This is a genomic window from Pseudomonas arvensis, assembly GCF_056688935.1.
Genome location: NZ_CP162038.1, coordinates 5,859,656 through 5,873,886, shown reverse-complemented (window position 1 = coordinate 5,873,886; position 14,231 = coordinate 5,859,656). Strand labels below are relative to the sequence as shown.

Annotated in this window: 17 protein-coding genes; 8 read left to right on the top strand and 9 right to left on the bottom strand. The window is 61.4% G+C overall.

Translation table 11 applies throughout. From position 1 onward, the window contains the following. Position 1: 1 nt before the first annotated feature. From rsmD to AB3G88_RS26780, 3 genes are read right to left on the bottom strand one after another with little or no spacing between them, the layout of a single operon-like run. Complete coding sequence (gene rsmD, locus AB3G88_RS26790; RefSeq protein WP_099585858.1) at positions 2 to 619, bottom strand: 16S rRNA (guanine(966)-N(2))-methyltransferase RsmD; 618 nt, start codon at positions 617 to 619, stop codon at positions 2 to 4. Further along, positions 619 to 2,103 carry a M16 family metallopeptidase gene (locus AB3G88_RS26785; RefSeq protein WP_480452415.1) on the bottom strand — a complete coding sequence of 495 codons (1,485 nt, stop codon included), beginning with the start codon at positions 2,101 to 2,103 and terminating at the stop codon, positions 619 to 621. The genes rsmD and AB3G88_RS26785 overlap by 1 nt, the downstream gene beginning before the upstream one ends. After that, a complete protein-coding gene (locus AB3G88_RS26780; protein WP_480452413.1) occupies positions 2,096 to 3,451 on the bottom strand; it encodes a M16 family metallopeptidase in 1,356 nt (451 codons plus the stop codon). Before AB3G88_RS26780 ends, AB3G88_RS26785 begins: the two co-directional genes overlap by 8 nt. A gap of 233 nt (positions 3,452 to 3,684) precedes the next feature. On the opposite strand from AB3G88_RS26780, the gene ftsY reads away from it, so the two are divergent. The 4 genes from ftsY (at position 3,685) to rpoH (ending at position 7,771) form a co-directional block, all read left to right on the top strand. Beyond that, the gene (gene ftsY, locus AB3G88_RS26775; protein WP_400527542.1) at positions 3,685 to 5,103 is read left to right on the top strand and encodes a signal recognition particle-docking protein FtsY; all 1,419 of its coding nucleotides are present in this window, start codon (positions 3,685 to 3,687) and stop codon (positions 5,101 to 5,103) included. Then, positions 5,100 to 5,771: a cell division ATP-binding protein FtsE gene (gene ftsE, locus AB3G88_RS26770; RefSeq protein WP_017737950.1), complete on the top strand. Its 672-nt coding sequence runs from the start codon at positions 5,100 to 5,102 to the stop codon at positions 5,769 to 5,771. The genes ftsY and ftsE overlap by 4 nt, the downstream gene beginning before the upstream one ends. Continuing rightward, positions 5,768 to 6,790, top strand: a complete 1,023-nt coding sequence (gene ftsX / locus AB3G88_RS26765; RefSeq protein ID WP_480452410.1) for a permease-like cell division protein FtsX — start codon at positions 5,768 to 5,770, stop codon at positions 6,788 to 6,790. The genes ftsE and ftsX overlap by 4 nt, the downstream gene beginning before the upstream one ends. A 126-nt stretch (positions 6,791 to 6,916) precedes the next feature. Continuing rightward, on the top strand, positions 6,917 to 7,771 hold the full coding sequence (gene rpoH / locus AB3G88_RS26760; protein WP_003176698.1) for an RNA polymerase sigma factor RpoH: 855 nt from the start codon (positions 6,917 to 6,919) through the stop codon (positions 7,769 to 7,771). Between the two features lie 123 nt (positions 7,772 to 7,894). Here the strand turns inward: rpoH and mtgA are convergent, their stop codons facing one another. Beyond that, positions 7,895 to 8,617 carry a monofunctional biosynthetic peptidoglycan transglycosylase gene (gene mtgA, locus AB3G88_RS26755; protein WP_112192675.1) on the bottom strand — a complete coding sequence of 241 codons (723 nt, stop codon included), beginning with the start codon at positions 8,615 to 8,617 and terminating at the stop codon, positions 7,895 to 7,897. Positions 8,618 to 8,691: 74 nt separating this feature from the next. On the opposite strand from mtgA, the gene AB3G88_RS26750 reads away from it, so the two are divergent. The 4 genes from AB3G88_RS26750 (at position 8,692) to trmB (ending at position 10,922) form a co-directional block, all read left to right on the top strand. Then, entirely contained in the window at positions 8,692 to 9,069 is a 378-nt protein-coding gene (locus tag AB3G88_RS26750; RefSeq protein WP_099585852.1) for a DUF423 domain-containing protein, read from the top strand. A gap of 71 nt (positions 9,070 to 9,140) precedes the next feature. Beyond that, entirely contained in the window at positions 9,141 to 9,341 is a 201-nt protein-coding gene (thiS, locus tag AB3G88_RS26745; RefSeq protein ID WP_160385078.1) for a sulfur carrier protein ThiS, read from the top strand. A 48-nt stretch (positions 9,342 to 9,389) separates the two neighbouring features. Then, positions 9,390 to 10,184 (top strand): thiazole synthase, encoded by a 795-nt coding sequence (locus AB3G88_RS26740; RefSeq protein WP_003234615.1) that lies wholly within the window; start codon positions 9,390 to 9,392, stop codon positions 10,182 to 10,184. A 9-nt stretch (positions 10,185 to 10,193) separates the two neighbouring features. After that, positions 10,194 to 10,922 (top strand): tRNA (guanosine(46)-N7)-methyltransferase TrmB, encoded by a 729-nt coding sequence (trmB, locus tag AB3G88_RS26735; protein ID WP_480452406.1) that lies wholly within the window; start codon positions 10,194 to 10,196, stop codon positions 10,920 to 10,922. A gap of 81 nt (positions 10,923 to 11,003) precedes the next feature. On the opposite strand, the gene AB3G88_RS26730 is transcribed toward trmB, so the two are convergent. From AB3G88_RS26730 to metW, 5 genes are read right to left on the bottom strand one after another with little or no spacing between them, the layout of a single operon-like run. Beyond that, positions 11,004 to 11,327, bottom strand: coding sequence for a DUF3392 domain-containing protein (locus AB3G88_RS26730; protein ID WP_016972961.1), 324 nt, complete (start codon positions 11,325 to 11,327; stop codon positions 11,004 to 11,006). Between the two features lie 17 nt (positions 11,328 to 11,344). After that, positions 11,345 to 12,547, bottom strand: coding sequence for a radical SAM family heme chaperone HemW (gene hemW, locus AB3G88_RS26725; RefSeq protein ID WP_099585849.1), 1,203 nt, complete (start codon positions 12,545 to 12,547; stop codon positions 11,345 to 11,347). Further along, entirely contained in the window at positions 12,544 to 13,140 is a 597-nt protein-coding gene (rdgB, locus tag AB3G88_RS26720) for an RdgB/HAM1 family non-canonical purine NTP pyrophosphatase (RefSeq protein WP_112192673.1), read from the bottom strand. Before rdgB ends, hemW begins: the two co-directional genes overlap by 4 nt. Further along, positions 13,137 to 13,571 (bottom strand): DUF4426 domain-containing protein, encoded by a 435-nt coding sequence (locus AB3G88_RS26715; RefSeq protein WP_099585847.1) that lies wholly within the window; start codon positions 13,569 to 13,571, stop codon positions 13,137 to 13,139. Before AB3G88_RS26715 ends, rdgB begins: the two co-directional genes overlap by 4 nt. 21 nt (positions 13,572 to 13,592) lie before the next feature. Further along, positions 13,593 to 14,213, bottom strand: coding sequence for a methionine biosynthesis protein MetW (gene metW / locus AB3G88_RS26710; protein ID WP_017735309.1), 621 nt, complete (start codon positions 14,211 to 14,213; stop codon positions 13,593 to 13,595). Positions 14,214 to 14,231 lie beyond the last annotated feature (18 nt).

The following is a 14,231-nucleotide window of genomic DNA, read 5'->3' as shown; positions in this document are numbered from 1 at the left end:
ACTACTCGGCGTGTTCTACCACCCGGTGCCACAAAGCGTAATACACCCGCCCGGATTTCTGCTCCCGGTGCAGACGCCACGCGCCCGGTAAACCCAGGGTGGACGGCGCGGTCTCGCTTTCAGTGTAGATCCACGCATCCGGCGCCAGCCATTGGCGTTCTTCCAGCAGTGCGCACACGGTGGGCAGCAGGTTCTGGTTGAACGGCGGGTCGAGGAACACAACGTCGTACTCGCTGGCCGCCTGGGTTTCCAGGTAGCGCAGAGCGTCGGCCGTTTGTACCTGGCCATTGGTGCAACGCAGCGTGCCCAGGTGTTCCTTGAGGCTGGAGACCGCGACATTGCTGGCATCCAGCGCCTGTGCCTGGGATGCGCCACGGGACAACGCCTCCAGGAACAGTGCGCCACTACCGGCGAACGGGTCCAGCACCTTGGCGCCCGCGATGTACGGCGCGAGCCAGTTGAACAGGGTTTCACGCACGCGATCCGGGGTTGGGCGCAGGCCCACGACATCGGGGAAGCTCAGCTTGCGGCTGCCCCATTCACCGCCAATGATGCGCAGTTGGCCCACACCGTTGTGTACGTTGTGGACAGGTTTTTTCGGGCGAGATGAACTGGCCATTAATGCTCCGGAACCCCGAGCGGCTGCTCGGCGGGTTTATCAGTGGGGGGCGGTAGTGGCTTTTGCGCAATCGTCGGGCCGGCGGTCACGATGACCATCTTGTCGGCGCTCAAGTGTTTATTCATTGCAGCCTTGACCTGCTCTACGGTCAGGGCCTGGGATTGTTTCATGAAATCTTCCAGATAGCTCAGCGGCAGGTTGTAGAAACCCATGGCGCCCAGCTGCCCAACGATATCGGCGTTGCTCGCGGTAGACAGCGGGAAGCTGCCGGCCAGCTCGCGCTTGGCGTCATCCAGCTCTTTTTGCGTCGGGCCGGTCTTGAGGTAATCGGCGACTACGTCTTCAACCAGGCGCAGGGTGCCGCCACTCATTTCGGCGCGGGTCTGCAGGTTGATCATGAACGGACCGCGTACCTGCATCGGCGAGAAACCGGAGTAGACACCGTAGGTCAGGCCACGCTTTTCACGGACTTCGCTCATCAAGCGGGTACCGAAGCCGCCGCCGCCGAGGATCTGGTTACCCAGGGACAAGGCCGCGTAGTCCGGGTCGGCGCGGTCGATACCGAGTTGGGCGAACAGCAAGTGGGTCTGCTTGGACGGAAACTCGATACGGCTCAGGCCGGCCTTGGGTTCGGTCGGCTGGGCAATCTTCGCCAGGGCCGGGCCTTTAGGCAGCGATGCGGACACTTTCGCCGTCATGGCTTCGGCTTCGGCGCGGGTCAGGTCACCGACCACTGCAATCACCGCATTACCGGCGGCGTAAGCCTTGGCATGGAACGCCTGCAACTGCGCCAGGGTGATTTTCGGCACGCCTTCTGGTGTGCCTTCGCTTGGGTGTGCGTAAGGGTGATCGCCGTACAAGCGCTTGAACAGCTCCAGGCTCGCCAGTTTGCCGGGATTCTGCTTCTGGTATTCGAAGCCGGCGAGGATCTGATTCTTGATGCGGGCCAGGGAGTCGGCCGGGAAGGTCGGTTTGCCGATCACTTCGTCAAACAGCGCCAGAGCGGCGTCGCGTTTATCGCTGGCGCTCAAGCTACGCAGGGACACCAGCGCCATGTCGCGGTAGGCGCCGTTGCCGAAGTCGGCACCCAGGCCTTCAAAACCACTGGCGATCTGGCTGACATCCTTGCCAGGAATACCTTCGTTGAGCATGGCGTTGGTCATCAGCGCCAGGCCCTGCACATCGCCGTCCTGGCTGCTGCCGGCGGCGAACAGGATGCGCATGTCGAACATCGGCAGCTCATGGGCTTCAACAAACAGCACCTTGGCGCCTTCGGCGGTGGTCCAGGTTTGCACGTCGAGCTTGCGGTTGGTCGGCGCCTTGCCGTCCAGTTCTGCCAGGGATTGCAGCGTGTTGGCCGATTGAGCTTTTTCCAGCGCGGGGCTGGCTACCGATTCACTCGGGCGCAGGAAATACACGGCGCTTGCCGCGATCAGGGTGACGGCGATCAGGCCGGGCAGGATCAGGCTTTTGCGATCACTCATGAGCAGTCTCCTCAGGCAGAACATGGGCGACGCTCAGACGTTCGCGGGTGAAATAGGTGCGCGCGGCCTTTTGGATGTCTTCCGGGGTCACGCTTTGCAGGTCGGCGAGTTCGCTGTCCATGAGTTTCCAGGACAGGCCAACGGTCTCCAGGGAGCCGATGGCCGTGGCCTGGCTGGTGATGGAGTCACGCTGGTAGACGAGGCCGGCGATGACCTGGGCGCGGATTCGCTCCAGCTCTTCGGCGGTTGGCGGCTTGGCCTTCAACTCGTCCAGCAACCGCCACAGGCCGGCTTCGGCTTGGGCAATGGTCTTTTTCTTCTGCTGGTTCGGTGTGGCCGACAGCATGAACAGCGTATCGCCACGGGTGTAGGCGTCGTAGTTGGTGGAGGCGGCCGACACCAGCTCTTCACCGCGTTCCAACTGCTCCGAGATGCGTGCGCTGTAGCCGCCATCCAACAGGGCCGAGATCAGGCGCAGGGCTTGTACCGAACGTTTGTCTTCGGCAGTCGCCAGGCCCGGCACGTTGAATCCGAGCATCACACTCGGCAGTTGGGTCTGCACGTGCATCGTCAGCAGGCGTTCGCCGGGTTCGGCCAACTCCATCGGGATCTTGGCGGGCGGTACGTCGCGCTTGGGGATCGGGCCGAAGTAGCGCTGGGCCAGGGTTTTCACCTCGTCCGGGGTCACGTCGCCGACGACCACCAGGGTGGCGTTGTTCGGCACGTACCAGGACTGGTACCAGTGGCGCAGTTCCTCGACCTTCATGCGGTCCAGGTCGGCCATCCAGCCGATGGTCGGCGTGTGGTAGCCGCTGGCCGGGAAAGCCATGGCCTTGAAGCGCTCGAAGGCCTTGGACATCGGGTTGTCGTCGGTGCGCAGGCGGCGTTCTTCTTTGATGACCTCGATTTCGCGGCTGAACTCGTCGGCCGGCAGGCGCAGGCTGGCCATGCGATCGGCTTCGAGTTCGAAGGCCACGCCCAGGCGGTCGCGGGCCAGGACTTGGTAGTACGCGGTGTAGTCATCGCTGGTGAACGCGTTTTCTTCGGCGCCCAGGTCGCGCAGGATCAGCGAGGCTTCGCCGGGGCCGATTTTGGCGCTGCCCTTGAACATCATGTGTTCCAGGGCGTGGGACAAACCGGTCTGGCCCGGGGTTTCGTAGCTCGAACCCACCTTGTACCAAACCTGGGAAACCACCACCGGGGCGCGATGATCTTCGCGCACGACGACCTTGAGACCGTTGTCCAGGGTGAATTCGTGGGTGGGTTGTGGGTCGGCAGCCAAAGCTGAAAGAGGCAGACAAACTGTGCTGAACAGCAGGCCTGCGGCGCGGCGGGCTAGAGCATTCATTCGTTTTTAAACCTGTTGGGCTGCCCGCTTGGTCTTAGCGTCGGCGGGCGAGGAGGTGCTAGGATACTGGTCGAATATACGGACGGCCACTGCGGCAGTCTTGTTGAGGCCCTATTTTGGCCTTACAAAATGTTGCGCATGAACGAGCTGGCTAAAAAACAGTCTGTTACGCATCGAATTTTATTTACCGGCGCGCCCCTCTGGCGCGTCGCTACCTTGAGATAGCCGTCTCCATGTTTGGTTCCAACGACGACAAGAAGACCCCAGCTGCGGCTGGCGAGAAGAAAGGCCTGTTCGGATGGCTGCGCAAAAAGCCGCAGGAAACCGCTGTTGAACAGCCACAGGTTCAAGCTGAGCCGATCCCCGACCCTATAGTAGAAGCCGAACCGGTTGCCGAAGCGCCGGCGCCGGTGGTGTTGCCGATGGCTGAGCCGGTGTTGCAGCCGGTGGTTGAGGCTGAGCCGGAACCTGAGCCCGAGCACAAGCCATGGCCTGAGTTGCCGGTGGCCGAAGAGCCCGTGGCGTTGGTCGAAGACGTCCAGGCTGAACACGTGGCCCCGCCGATTCCTGCGGTGGTTGAGCCGGTTGAGGTAGTGGTCCAGGCGCCGCCCGTTGTCGAAGTCCCTGCGCCTGTTGCTGTTGTGGTCGCTGCGCCCGTCCAGGTTGTCGAGGCTATCGAGGTTGTCGAGCCAGAACCGCTCGCTCCCTCTGCAGAAACCACCAAGACCGGCTTCTTCGCCCGCCTCAAGCAAGGTCTGAGCAAGACCAGCGCCAGCATCGGCGAAGGCATGGCCAGCCTGTTCCTGGGCAAGAAGGTCATTGATGACGAACTGCTGGAAGACATCGAAACCCGCCTGCTGACCGCCGACGTGGGCGTCGAAGCCACCGCCGTGATTATCCAGAGCCTGACCCAGAAGGTCGCGCGCAAGCAGTTGACCGATGCCGACGCACTCTACAAATCCTTGCAGGCCGAACTGGCCGCGATGCTCAAACCCGTGGAAGCCCCGCTGGTGATCACCCCGAACAAGCCGTTCGTGATCCTGGTGGTGGGCGTCAATGGCGCCGGCAAGACCACCACCATCGGCAAGCTGGCCAAGAAGCTGCAACTGGAGGGCAAGAAAGTCATGCTCGCCGCCGGTGACACCTTCCGCGCCGCCGCCGTTGAGCAATTGCAGGTCTGGGGCGAGCGCAACAAGATCCCGGTGATCGCCCAGCACACCGGGGCCGACTCCGCTTCGGTGATCTTCGACGCCGTGCAAGCCGCCAAGGCCCGTAACATTGATGTGCTGATCGCTGATACCGCCGGTCGCCTGCACACCAAAGACAACTTGATGGAAGAGCTGAAGAAAGTGCGCCGCGTGATCGGCAAGCTTGATGCCGACGCGCCCCACGAAGTGCTGCTGGTGCTGGACGCCGGTACCGGCCAGAACGCCATCAGCCAGGCCAAGCAATTCAACCAGACGGTGCAACTGACCGGCCTGGCATTGACTAAGCTCGACGGCACAGCCAAAGGTGGCGTGATCTTCGCCCTGGCCAAACAGTTCGGGTTGCCGATTCGTTATATCGGCGTCGGTGAAGGCATCGATGACCTGCGCACCTTTGAAGCCGAACCCTTTGTAGAGGCACTGTTTGCCGAGCGGGAGCGTTCATGATTCGATTCGAACAGGTCGGTAAACGCTATGCCAACGGGCATGTGGGCTTGCATGAGCTGAGCTTTCGAGTGCGGCGCGGCGAGTTCTTGTTTGTAACCGGGCATTCCGGCGCCGGTAAAAGTACCTTGTTGCGCCTGCTGCTGGCCATGGAGCGCCCGACCACCGGCAAGTTGCTGCTGGCCGGCCAGGACCTGGCCACCATCAGCAATGCGCAGATTCCGTACCTGCGCCGGCAGATCGGCGTGGTGTTCCAGAACCACCAGTTGCTGTTCGATCGCACGGTATTCAACAACATTGCCCTGCCATTGCAGATTCTCGGGCTTTCCAAGGCCGAGATCGTCAAGCGCGTGGACTCGGCCCTGGAGCGCGTGGCGCTGTCGGACAAGACCGACCTCTACCCTGGCGACCTCTCCACCGGCCAGCAACAGCGCGTCGGCATTGCCCGCGCCATCGTCCATCGCCCGGCCTTGCTGCTGGCGGACGAACCTACCGGTAACCTCGACCCGCGTCTGGCGGCCGAGATCATGGGGGTGTTCGAGGACATCAACCGCCTGGGCACCAGCGTATTGATCGCCAGCCACGACCTGGCGCTGATCGCCCGCATGCGCCACCGCATGCTGACCCTGCAACGCGGTCGTCTGATCGGTGATGGGGAGGCCGGCGTATGAGTGCCACCCGCAGCCCCAAGGTTTCCGAGCGCGTGGCGCCGAAACCGGCCGACCCGCAACCGAAAAAGAAAAAACACGACGATGACGACGGTCCGGACTTCAGCACGCTGCTGCGCGCCTGGATCGAAAGCCATCGTGCCAGCCTGCTGGACAGCCTGCGTCGCCTGGGCAAGCAGCCGATCGGCAGTTTTTTCACCTGTCTGGTAATGGCTGTGGCCTTGAGCCTGCCGATGGGTTTGTCCCTGCTGCTCAATAATGTCGAGCGTCTGGGCGGTTCCTGGCAGCGTGCGGCGCAGATTTCGCTGTACCTGAACCTGGATGCCAGTACCCAGCAAGGCGAAGCGCTGCGTGACGACATCAAGAACATCCCAGGCGTGGCGGATGCCGAGTACGTCAGTCGCGACCAGGCGCTTGAGGAGTTCCAGCAACATTCCGGCCTGGGTGAGGCGCTCAAGGAGCTGCCGCAGAACCCGCTGCCAGGCGTGGTGCTGGTGACGCCGAACGAAGTGGACAAGACCGCCCTGGAAGCCCTGCGTCAAAAACTCGCAGAGATGCCCAAGGTGCAACAGGCGCAACTTGATCTAGTCTGGGTTGAGCGCCTGGCCGCCATCCTCAAGCTGGGCGACCGTTTTGTGTTCGGCCTGACGGTGCTGTTGGTGTCTGCATTACTTTTGGTGATAGGTAATACCATTCGTCTTCATATTGAAAACCGTCGCACCGAGATAGAAGTGATTAAACTGGTCGGCGGCACGGACAGCTATGTGCGTCGGCCTTTTCTGTACATGGGTGCGCTTTATGGTCTGGGTGCGGGGATTTTGTCCTGGGGCGTGTTGGCATTTGGCCTGGACTGGCTGAACGACGCGGTAATCGGGCTTGCCGGGTTGTACGGCAGCGATTTTGCCCTGGCCGGCGTGCCGGTAGCCGATGGTCTGAGCCTCTTGCTTGGCGCGGTCTTGTTGGGTTATATCGGTGCGTGGATTGCGGTCGCACGGCATTTACGTGAGCTGGCACCGAAGTAGTTAATGTCAGATTAATGTGGTTTCGTTTGTATTGACCGTATCAGTGGTTTAGGGAACTTGTCCTACGGTTCCCGGTCAATTTTCGCAGTGCTGAACTGCACGAGTTATGTAAGTCGGAGGTTTCGTATGACCACTTCTTTGCAACCTGCTTATGCCTTGGTCCCCGGTGCGAACCTGGAAGCCTATGTGCATACGGTCAACAGCATTCCATTGCTGACACCCGAGCAGGAGCGTGAACTGGCCGAGAGTCTCTATTATGAGCAGGATTTGGGGGCGGCTCGGCAGATGGTGCTCGCCCACCTGCGTTTTGTCGTACATATCGCCCGTAGTTATAGCGGCTACGGCCTGGCCCAGGCTGACCTGATCCAGGAAGGCAACGTTGGCCTGATGAAGGCGGTCAAGCGTTTCAACCCTGAGATGGGCGTGCGCCTGGTGTCGTTTGCCGTGCACTGGATCAAGGCGGAGATTCACGAGTTCATCCTGCGCAACTGGCGCATCGTGAAAGTCGCGACCACCAAGGCCCAGCGCAAACTGTTCTTCAACCTGCGCAGCCAGAAGAAACGCCTGGCGTGGCTGAACAACGAGGAAGTCCACCGCGTGGCCGAAAGCCTCGGCGTGGAGCCCCGTGAAGTGCGCGAGATGGAAAGTCGTCTGACCGGCCATGACATGGCCTTCGACCCGGCCGCTGAAGCGGACGACGACAGCGCCTTCCAATCGCCGGCCAACTACCTGGAAGACCACCGGTACGACCCGGCGCGTCAACTGGAGGACGCCGATTGGAGCGACAACTCCAACCACAACCTGCACGAAGCGCTGGAAGTGTTGGACGACCGCAGCCGTGACATCCTCTACCAGCGCTGGCTGGCGGAAGAAAAAGCCACGCTGCATGACCTGGCGCAGAAGTACAACGTGTCGGCCGAGCGGATTCGTCAGCTTGAGAAAAGCGCGATGAACAAGCTGAAGTTGTCGATCGCCGCCTAAAGGGTAACGCGGTCAAAATGTGGGAGGGGGCTTGCCCCCGATTGCAGTGGGTCAGCTACAGATAAGCTGACTGATCCACCGCTATCGGGGGCAAGCCCCCTCCCATATTTGTTTTGTGTAGTGTCAGTCAGACCAGGGCGCTTTGCGGGAGTTGTTCAGCTCAAGCAGGTAGCCATCGCCACCGAGTTGACTCATCTGCTGCCGAATCCAAGCCGCCCGCCGCGCCACATACGCGGTCGGATGGCTGGCACTCCACACCCGTGGGTTTGGCAGCACCGCCGCCAGGTAACTGGCCTGCTGCCGTGAAAGCCCCTTGGCACTCACACCAAAGTGATGCCGCGCCGCCGCTTGCGCGCCGAACACCCCTTCATCCCATTCCACGCTGTTGAGGTACACCTCAAGGATCCGCTCCTTGGGCCACAGCACCTCGATCAACCCGGTAAACCAGGCTTCCAGCCCTTTGCGCAAATAACTGCGACCAGCCCACAGGAACAGATTTTTCGACACCTGCTGGCTCAACGTACTGGCCCCGCGAATCGAGCCGCCGCGCTCGTTGTGCAGGATCGCCGCCTGGATCGCGCCGAAATCAAAGCCCCAATGCTGCGGGAAGCGCTGGTCTTCACCGGCCATCACCGCCACTTTGAGCTCATCGGATATCTCGTCCCACGGCACCCAGGTGCGCTGCAGGTCAATGGGTTCGCCGTCGAACCAGGATTCGACCTTGCGCTCCACCATCAGCGCAGTGAACGGCGGCGGGACGACACGAAACAGCAGCACCAGCAAGACACTGCCGATGGCAAACCATTTCACGACGTTGAGAAAGCGTTTGAAGAGGAGACGCAGCATAGAGATGGCTTGGCCGAACCCGTTGAGCGGGCCATTATACAGACCCTGCCCGATGAGTCTGACTGGAGTTCCCCATGCTGCGAAGCTTTCTGATGCTGGCCGCGTTTTTCGGCTTCACCGGTGTCGCCCTCGGCGCCTTTGCCGCACATGGCCTGAAAAACCGTCTGAGCGCCGAATACCTGGCGATCTTCCATACCGGCGTGACCTACCAACTGGTGCACACCCTCGCACTGTTTGGCGTGGCATTGCTGGCGGCCCATCTTCCCGGCCGCCTGGTGACGTGGGCCGGTATCTCGTTTGTCATCGGTATCTTGCTGTTCTCCGGCAGCCTGTATGTGTTGACTACCACGGGCATCAGCAAGCTCGGCATCATCACGCCGTTCGGTGGCCTGGCATTCCTGCTCGGCTGGTTCTTCCTCGGCCTGTTTGCCTGGCGCTTGCAGGTCGTCTGACCAAGGGACTTGGGCCAGCAACACCAATCAAGCTAGAATGCTGGCCCCTAAAAACGATGGCGGCCCGTGGCATGCGCATTCAGTTGAACGGCGAATCCTTTGAACTGCCCGACGGCGCAACCGTTGCGGCCCTGCTGACCCGCCTGGAACTGACCGGGCGTCGTGTTGCAGTGGAGCTTAACCTGGATATCGTCCCGCGCAGCCAGCATGAAGGCACCGCGCTCAGCGACGGTGACCAGGTCGAAGTGGTCCACGCCATCGGCGGCGGCTAGTCGCCTGCCCGAATTCTGCAGAACCTCACCCCATTACGAGGATTTCCCATGAGCATCGTTCGTAGCGACAAGCCTTTCGTCCTGGCCGGTCGTACCTACCAGTCCCGCCTGCTGGTCGGCACCGGCAAGTACCGCGACATGGAAGAAACCCGCCTGGCCATCGAAGCCTCGGGTGCCGAGATCGTGACCTTCGCCGTGCGCCGCACCAACCTCGGCCAGATCGAGGGCGAGCCGAACCTGCTCGAAGTGCTGTCGCCGGATCGCTACACCTTCTTGCCGAACACCGCCGGTTGCTATGACGCCATCGAAGCCGTGCGCACCTGCCGCCTGGCCCGTGAGCTGCTCGACGGCCACAACCTGGTGAAGCTGGAAGTGCTGGCCGACCAGAAAACCTTGTTCCCCAACGTGATCGAAACCCTCAAGGCCGCTGAAACGCTGGTCAAGGAAGGCTTCGACGTGATGGTCTACACCAGTGATGACCCCATCATCGCCCGTCAATTGGCGGAAATCGGCTGCATCGCAGTGATGCCGCTGGCCGGTCTGATCGGCTCCGGCCTGGGTATCTGCAATCCGTACAACCTGCAGATCATCCTTGAAGAAGCCAAGATCCCGGTGCTGGTGGATGCCGGCGTAGGCACCGCCTCCGACGCGACCATCGCCATGGAGCTGGGCTGCGACGCGGTGCTGATGAACTCGGCCATCGCCCACGCCCAGCAACCGATCATGATGGCCGAAGCCATGCAACACGCCATCGTCGCAGGCCGCCTGGCCTACCTCGCCGGGCGCATGCCGAAAAAACTCTACGCCAGCGCCTCTTCGCCGCTGGATGGTCTGATCAAGTAAGAGCCATTGATGACTGAATCAAACGAAACGCCGAACACCGTGGAAGAAGCTGGCGACGAGTCCAAGCACCGCCGCATCAAGAGCTTTGTGATGCGCGCCGGTCGCATGACCGAAGGCCAGCAAAAGGGCCTGGAGCAAGGCACGCCGCTGTTCGTATTGCCCCTGGCCGATGCGCCGGTGGACTACGACCAAGTGTTCGGCCGCTCGGCGCCGCGTTCCCTGGAGATCGGTTTCGGCATGGGCCATTCCCTGCTGGAAATGGCCGCCGCTGCGCCGGACCAGGACTTCATCGGCGTGGAAGTGCACCGCCCAGGTGTCGGCGCACTGCTTAACGGCGTGCTGACCCAAGGCCTGACCAACCTGCGCGTCTACGACTGCGACGCGATTGAAGTGCTCAACCGCTGCATTGCCGACAACAGCCTCGACCGCCTGATGCTGTTCTTTCCGGACCCATGGCACAAATCCCGTCACCACAAGCGCCGCATCGTCCAGGCGTCCTTTGCGGAACTGGTGCGCAGCAAGCTTAAAGTTGGCGGCATCCTGCACATGGCCACCGACTGGGAGCCCTATGCCGAATACATGCTGGAAGTGATGGACGTTGCCCCTGGCTACCGCAACCTGGCGCAAGACGGCAAATGCGTGCCACGCCCGGCTGAGCGGCCGATCACCAAGTTCGAACGTCGCGGTGAGCGGTTGGGGCATGGGGTTTGGGATTTGAAGTTCGAGAAGCTGGCCTGACCCGCTTTCGAATTGAAATGCAGTAAAAATGTGGGAGGGGGCTTGCCCCCTCCCACATTTGGTTCTGTGTTGGGTTTGAGGTCAGCGGCGGTCTGCGACTACCCCAATCAACACCAGCACCACCACCAGCACCGGCGCCAGGCTGTAGTTATTGAACTGGCTCAACCCCCGCACAATCCACGGTGTGGCATAGATCAACGCCGCACCGCTGCCGATCATGCACACCAGTGCCATCAGCGGCACGCGCAAGGCGCCGGCGATGCTGCCCAGGCGTGCTTCGACCCAGCCCTTGATGTCGGCGCCGAACAGCACCAGCAAACAGCCCACAAGGGCCAGGGAGATTTCCGACAGGTTGCTGCGGCTCCAGCGGGATACGGTGGCGAGCAGGTCGAGTACCAAATCCATGTGACTTCCTTAGAGCGTCAGCTCAAAAACTTCTGCAACAGGTCATTGAGAAAGAGTTGCCCACGGTCGGTGGCCGCCAGGCGTGACGGTTCGACCTGCATTAAGCCACTTTGTTCTGCCTCGCGACGTGCCTCGTCGAGGCTTGCCAGGTCGAGGCCGGTGCGCTCGGCGTAGAGCTTGGCGTCGACGCCTTCGGTGAGGCGCAAGGCATTCATCAGGAATTCGAAGGGTAGCTCGTCGTTGGTCAGTTCCTTCGCGCCAGCCTGGAAGCTTTTGGCCGGGTTGAGGTAGTCCTTTGGCGCACGGGTTTTCCAGGTGCGCACAATGCGCCCGTCCGGGTGGCTGAGCTTGCCGTGGGCGCCGGCGCCGATGCCGATAAAGTCGCCGAAGCTCCAGTAATTCAGGTTATGTCGCGCCGGTCGGCCCGGTTGGGCATAGGCCGATACTTCATATTGGGCGTAACCGTGTTCGGCCAGCAATGCCTGGCCAGCTTCCTGGATGTCCCATAGGGTGTCGTCTTCTGGCAGCGCTGGCGGCTGGTTCCAGAACACGGTGTTGGGTTCCAGGGTCAGCTGGTACCAGGACAAATGCGTGGGCTTGAGCGCGATGGCCTGGCGCAGGTCGTCGAGGGCGTCGTCCAGGGACTGATCGGGCAGGCCGTGCATCAAGTCCAGGTTGAAGTTATCGAACCCGGCCTGGCGCGCCATACCGGCGGCGCGTACAGCTTCATCGCCATTGTGGATGCGGCCCAGGGCCTGGAGTTTTTCCTGCTGGAAGCTCTGGATGCCGATGGACAGGCGGTTGATCCCCAGCTTGCGGTACGCCACGAACTTCTCTTGTTCGAACGTGCCGGGGTTGGCTTCCAGGGTTATCTCGATATCGCCGGCAAACGCAATGCGCGCTTCTACACCTTTGAGCAGGCGGCCCAGTGCTGCGGCGCTGAACAGGCTGGGCGTGCCGCCACCAAAGAAAATCGAGCTCAACTCCCGGCCATATACGGCGTGCAGGTCCTGGTCCAGGTCGGCCAGCAGGGCGTCCACATACTCTTCTTCCGGCAGCACTTTGCTTGCGGTGTGGGAGTTGAAGTCGCAATACGGGCATTTGCGCACGCACCACGGGATGTGGATATACAGCGCCAGGGGCGGCAGCACAGGCAGGGCCGCCCGGGGTGTTTGCGCGCCGCCGTGGATCAGCGGCAGCGCCGGGGTGTCGTGGGTCATTTCAGGCTCAGGCGTTGGCGCAGCAAATCCATTGCGCGGGCGCGGTGGCTGATCTGGTTCTTGTCGGTCGGGCTCAGTTCGGCGCTGGAGACGTTGCGCTCCGGCACCCAGAACAGCGGGTCATAGCCAAAACCATGCTCACCGCTGGCCGCATGCAGGATGCGCCCGTGCCACAGGCCTTCGCACAGGATTGGCAACGGGTCGTCCGCGTGGCGTACCAGAGCCAGCACGCAGACGAACTGCGCGCCGCGCATCGCGTCCGGCACGTCCTTGAGGGCGTCCAGCAGCTTGGCATTGTTGGCTGCGTCACCTTTGCCATCGGCGTAGCGCGCCGAATAAATGCCGGGTGCGCCGCCGAGGAAATCCACCGCCAGCCCCGAGTCATCCGCCAACGCCGGCAGGCCTGAAATACGTGCGGCATTCCGCGCTTTGAGGATGGCATTCTCGACGAACGACAAGCCGGTCTCTTCCGGCTCGACCTGGCTGAACTCGCCAATCGAGCGCAGTTGCACCGACTCGCCGAGCATGGCCTGGAGTTCTTTGAGTTTGCCGGCGTTATGGCTGGCCAGTACCAGTTGAGTAAGGTTCATCATTGCGCCGGAAACAGTTCCTGGTTGAACTGGAAGCTATGGGCTTTGCCGCCAGTTTCAACGTTGATGGTAAAGGTCTTGTATTCACGCTGGGTCACGGAGTAGGGCGCGAGGTAGCTGATCCCGCCTTTTTCTTCGATTTGCTTGAACGTCAGCATCTCGCTCTTGCCGCCCAGGTCCTTGATGGTACCGGTCACTTGGGCCGCGACTGGGGCCACGCCCTTGATCACGGTCACATTGATCAAACCCTTCTCCTTGCTGCGCACCACGCCGGCTTTTTGGGCGGTTTCGGGTGGCAGGAAGCTTGAGGTGAAGGTGTTGTAGTGCACGGTGATATCACCGAAGTCTTTCTTGCGATTAGCGTCGATAGTGTCCGCAGCCATGGCATTGGCGCCCAGGCATGCGGTCAGTAGAAAAATAGCCAAGCGACTCATAAACGTCCCTCTCGAAAATGCTTAGACGGCAATTTTGTGGTCGGTCAGACCAGGGCTGCTGACCCGGTAGATACCGATTTCGCCCAACAGATTGGGCCATAGTTTACTCGCCCAGCCGTGGCGGTGCTGTTGATCGACGGCAAGGCGGTTGATCACCTTGGCTTCACGCTCGCCACACAGCGCTTCGAAGTCTTCGAAGGTGCAGAAGTGGATGTTCGGCGTGTTGTACCAGGTGTACGGCAGGAAATCCGACACCGGCATGCGACCCTTGGTCGCCAGGTACCAGCGGCAGCGCCAGTGGCCGAAGTTGGGGAAGGTGATAATGCACTGGCGACCCACGCGTAGCATTTCGTCGAGGATGCGGTCCGGGTAGTGCACTGCTTGCAGGGCCTGGGTCATCACCACGATGTCGAAACTGTTGCTGGCAAAGTTGCCCAGGCCCTTGTCCAGGTCCTGCTCGATCACGTTGATGCCCTTGGCCACGCATTGGGCGATGTTGTCTGGGTCGTTTTCCAAGCCGTAGCCGGTGACTTGCTTGTTATCGCGCAGCCAGCTCAGCAGTTCGCCATCGCCGCAGCCCAGGTCGAGCACGCGGCTGCCGGCGGGGATCCAGTCTTGGATGATGTCCAGGTCGGCTCTCATGGCGTTCTCACCTCAAAG

Excerpts from the sequence above, each read along its gene's own strand:
- rsmD (WP_099585858.1), bottom strand. The coding sequence starts at position 619 with ATGGCCAGTTCATCTCGCCCGAAAAAACCTGTCCACAACGTACACAAC.
- AB3G88_RS26785 (WP_480452415.1), bottom strand. The coding sequence starts at position 2,103 with ATGAGTGATCGCAAAAGCCTGATCCTGCCCGGCCTGATCGCCGTCACC.
- AB3G88_RS26780 (WP_480452413.1), bottom strand. The coding sequence starts at position 3,451 with ATGAATGCTCTAGCCCGCCGCGCCGCAGGCCTGCTGTTCAGCACAGTT.
- ftsY (WP_400527542.1), top strand. The coding sequence starts at position 3,685 with ATGTTTGGTTCCAACGACGACAAGAAGACCCCAGCTGCGGCTGGCGAG.
- ftsE (WP_017737950.1), top strand. The coding sequence starts at position 5,100 with ATGATTCGATTCGAACAGGTCGGTAAACGCTATGCCAACGGGCATGTG.
- ftsX (WP_480452410.1), top strand. The coding sequence starts at position 5,768 with ATGAGTGCCACCCGCAGCCCCAAGGTTTCCGAGCGCGTGGCGCCGAAA.
- rpoH (WP_003176698.1), top strand. The coding sequence starts at position 6,917 with ATGACCACTTCTTTGCAACCTGCTTATGCCTTGGTCCCCGGTGCGAAC.
- mtgA (WP_112192675.1), bottom strand. The coding sequence starts at position 8,617 with ATGCTGCGTCTCCTCTTCAAACGCTTTCTCAACGTCGTGAAATGGTTT.
- AB3G88_RS26750 (WP_099585852.1), top strand. The coding sequence starts at position 8,692 with ATGCTGCGAAGCTTTCTGATGCTGGCCGCGTTTTTCGGCTTCACCGGT.
- thiS (WP_160385078.1), top strand. The coding sequence starts at position 9,141 with ATGCGCATTCAGTTGAACGGCGAATCCTTTGAACTGCCCGACGGCGCA.
- AB3G88_RS26740 (WP_003234615.1), top strand. The coding sequence starts at position 9,390 with ATGAGCATCGTTCGTAGCGACAAGCCTTTCGTCCTGGCCGGTCGTACC.
- trmB (WP_480452406.1), top strand. The coding sequence starts at position 10,194 with ATGACTGAATCAAACGAAACGCCGAACACCGTGGAAGAAGCTGGCGAC.
- AB3G88_RS26730 (WP_016972961.1), bottom strand. The coding sequence starts at position 11,327 with ATGGATTTGGTACTCGACCTGCTCGCCACCGTATCCCGCTGGAGCCGC.
- hemW (WP_099585849.1), bottom strand. The coding sequence starts at position 12,547 with ATGACCCACGACACCCCGGCGCTGCCGCTGATCCACGGCGGCGCGCAA.
- rdgB (WP_112192673.1), bottom strand. The coding sequence starts at position 13,140 with ATGATGAACCTTACTCAACTGGTACTGGCCAGCCATAACGCCGGCAAA.
- AB3G88_RS26715 (WP_099585847.1), bottom strand. The coding sequence starts at position 13,571 with ATGAGTCGCTTGGCTATTTTTCTACTGACCGCATGCCTGGGCGCCAAT.
- metW (WP_017735309.1), bottom strand. The coding sequence starts at position 14,213 with ATGAGAGCCGACCTGGACATCATCCAAGACTGGATCCCCGCCGGCAGC.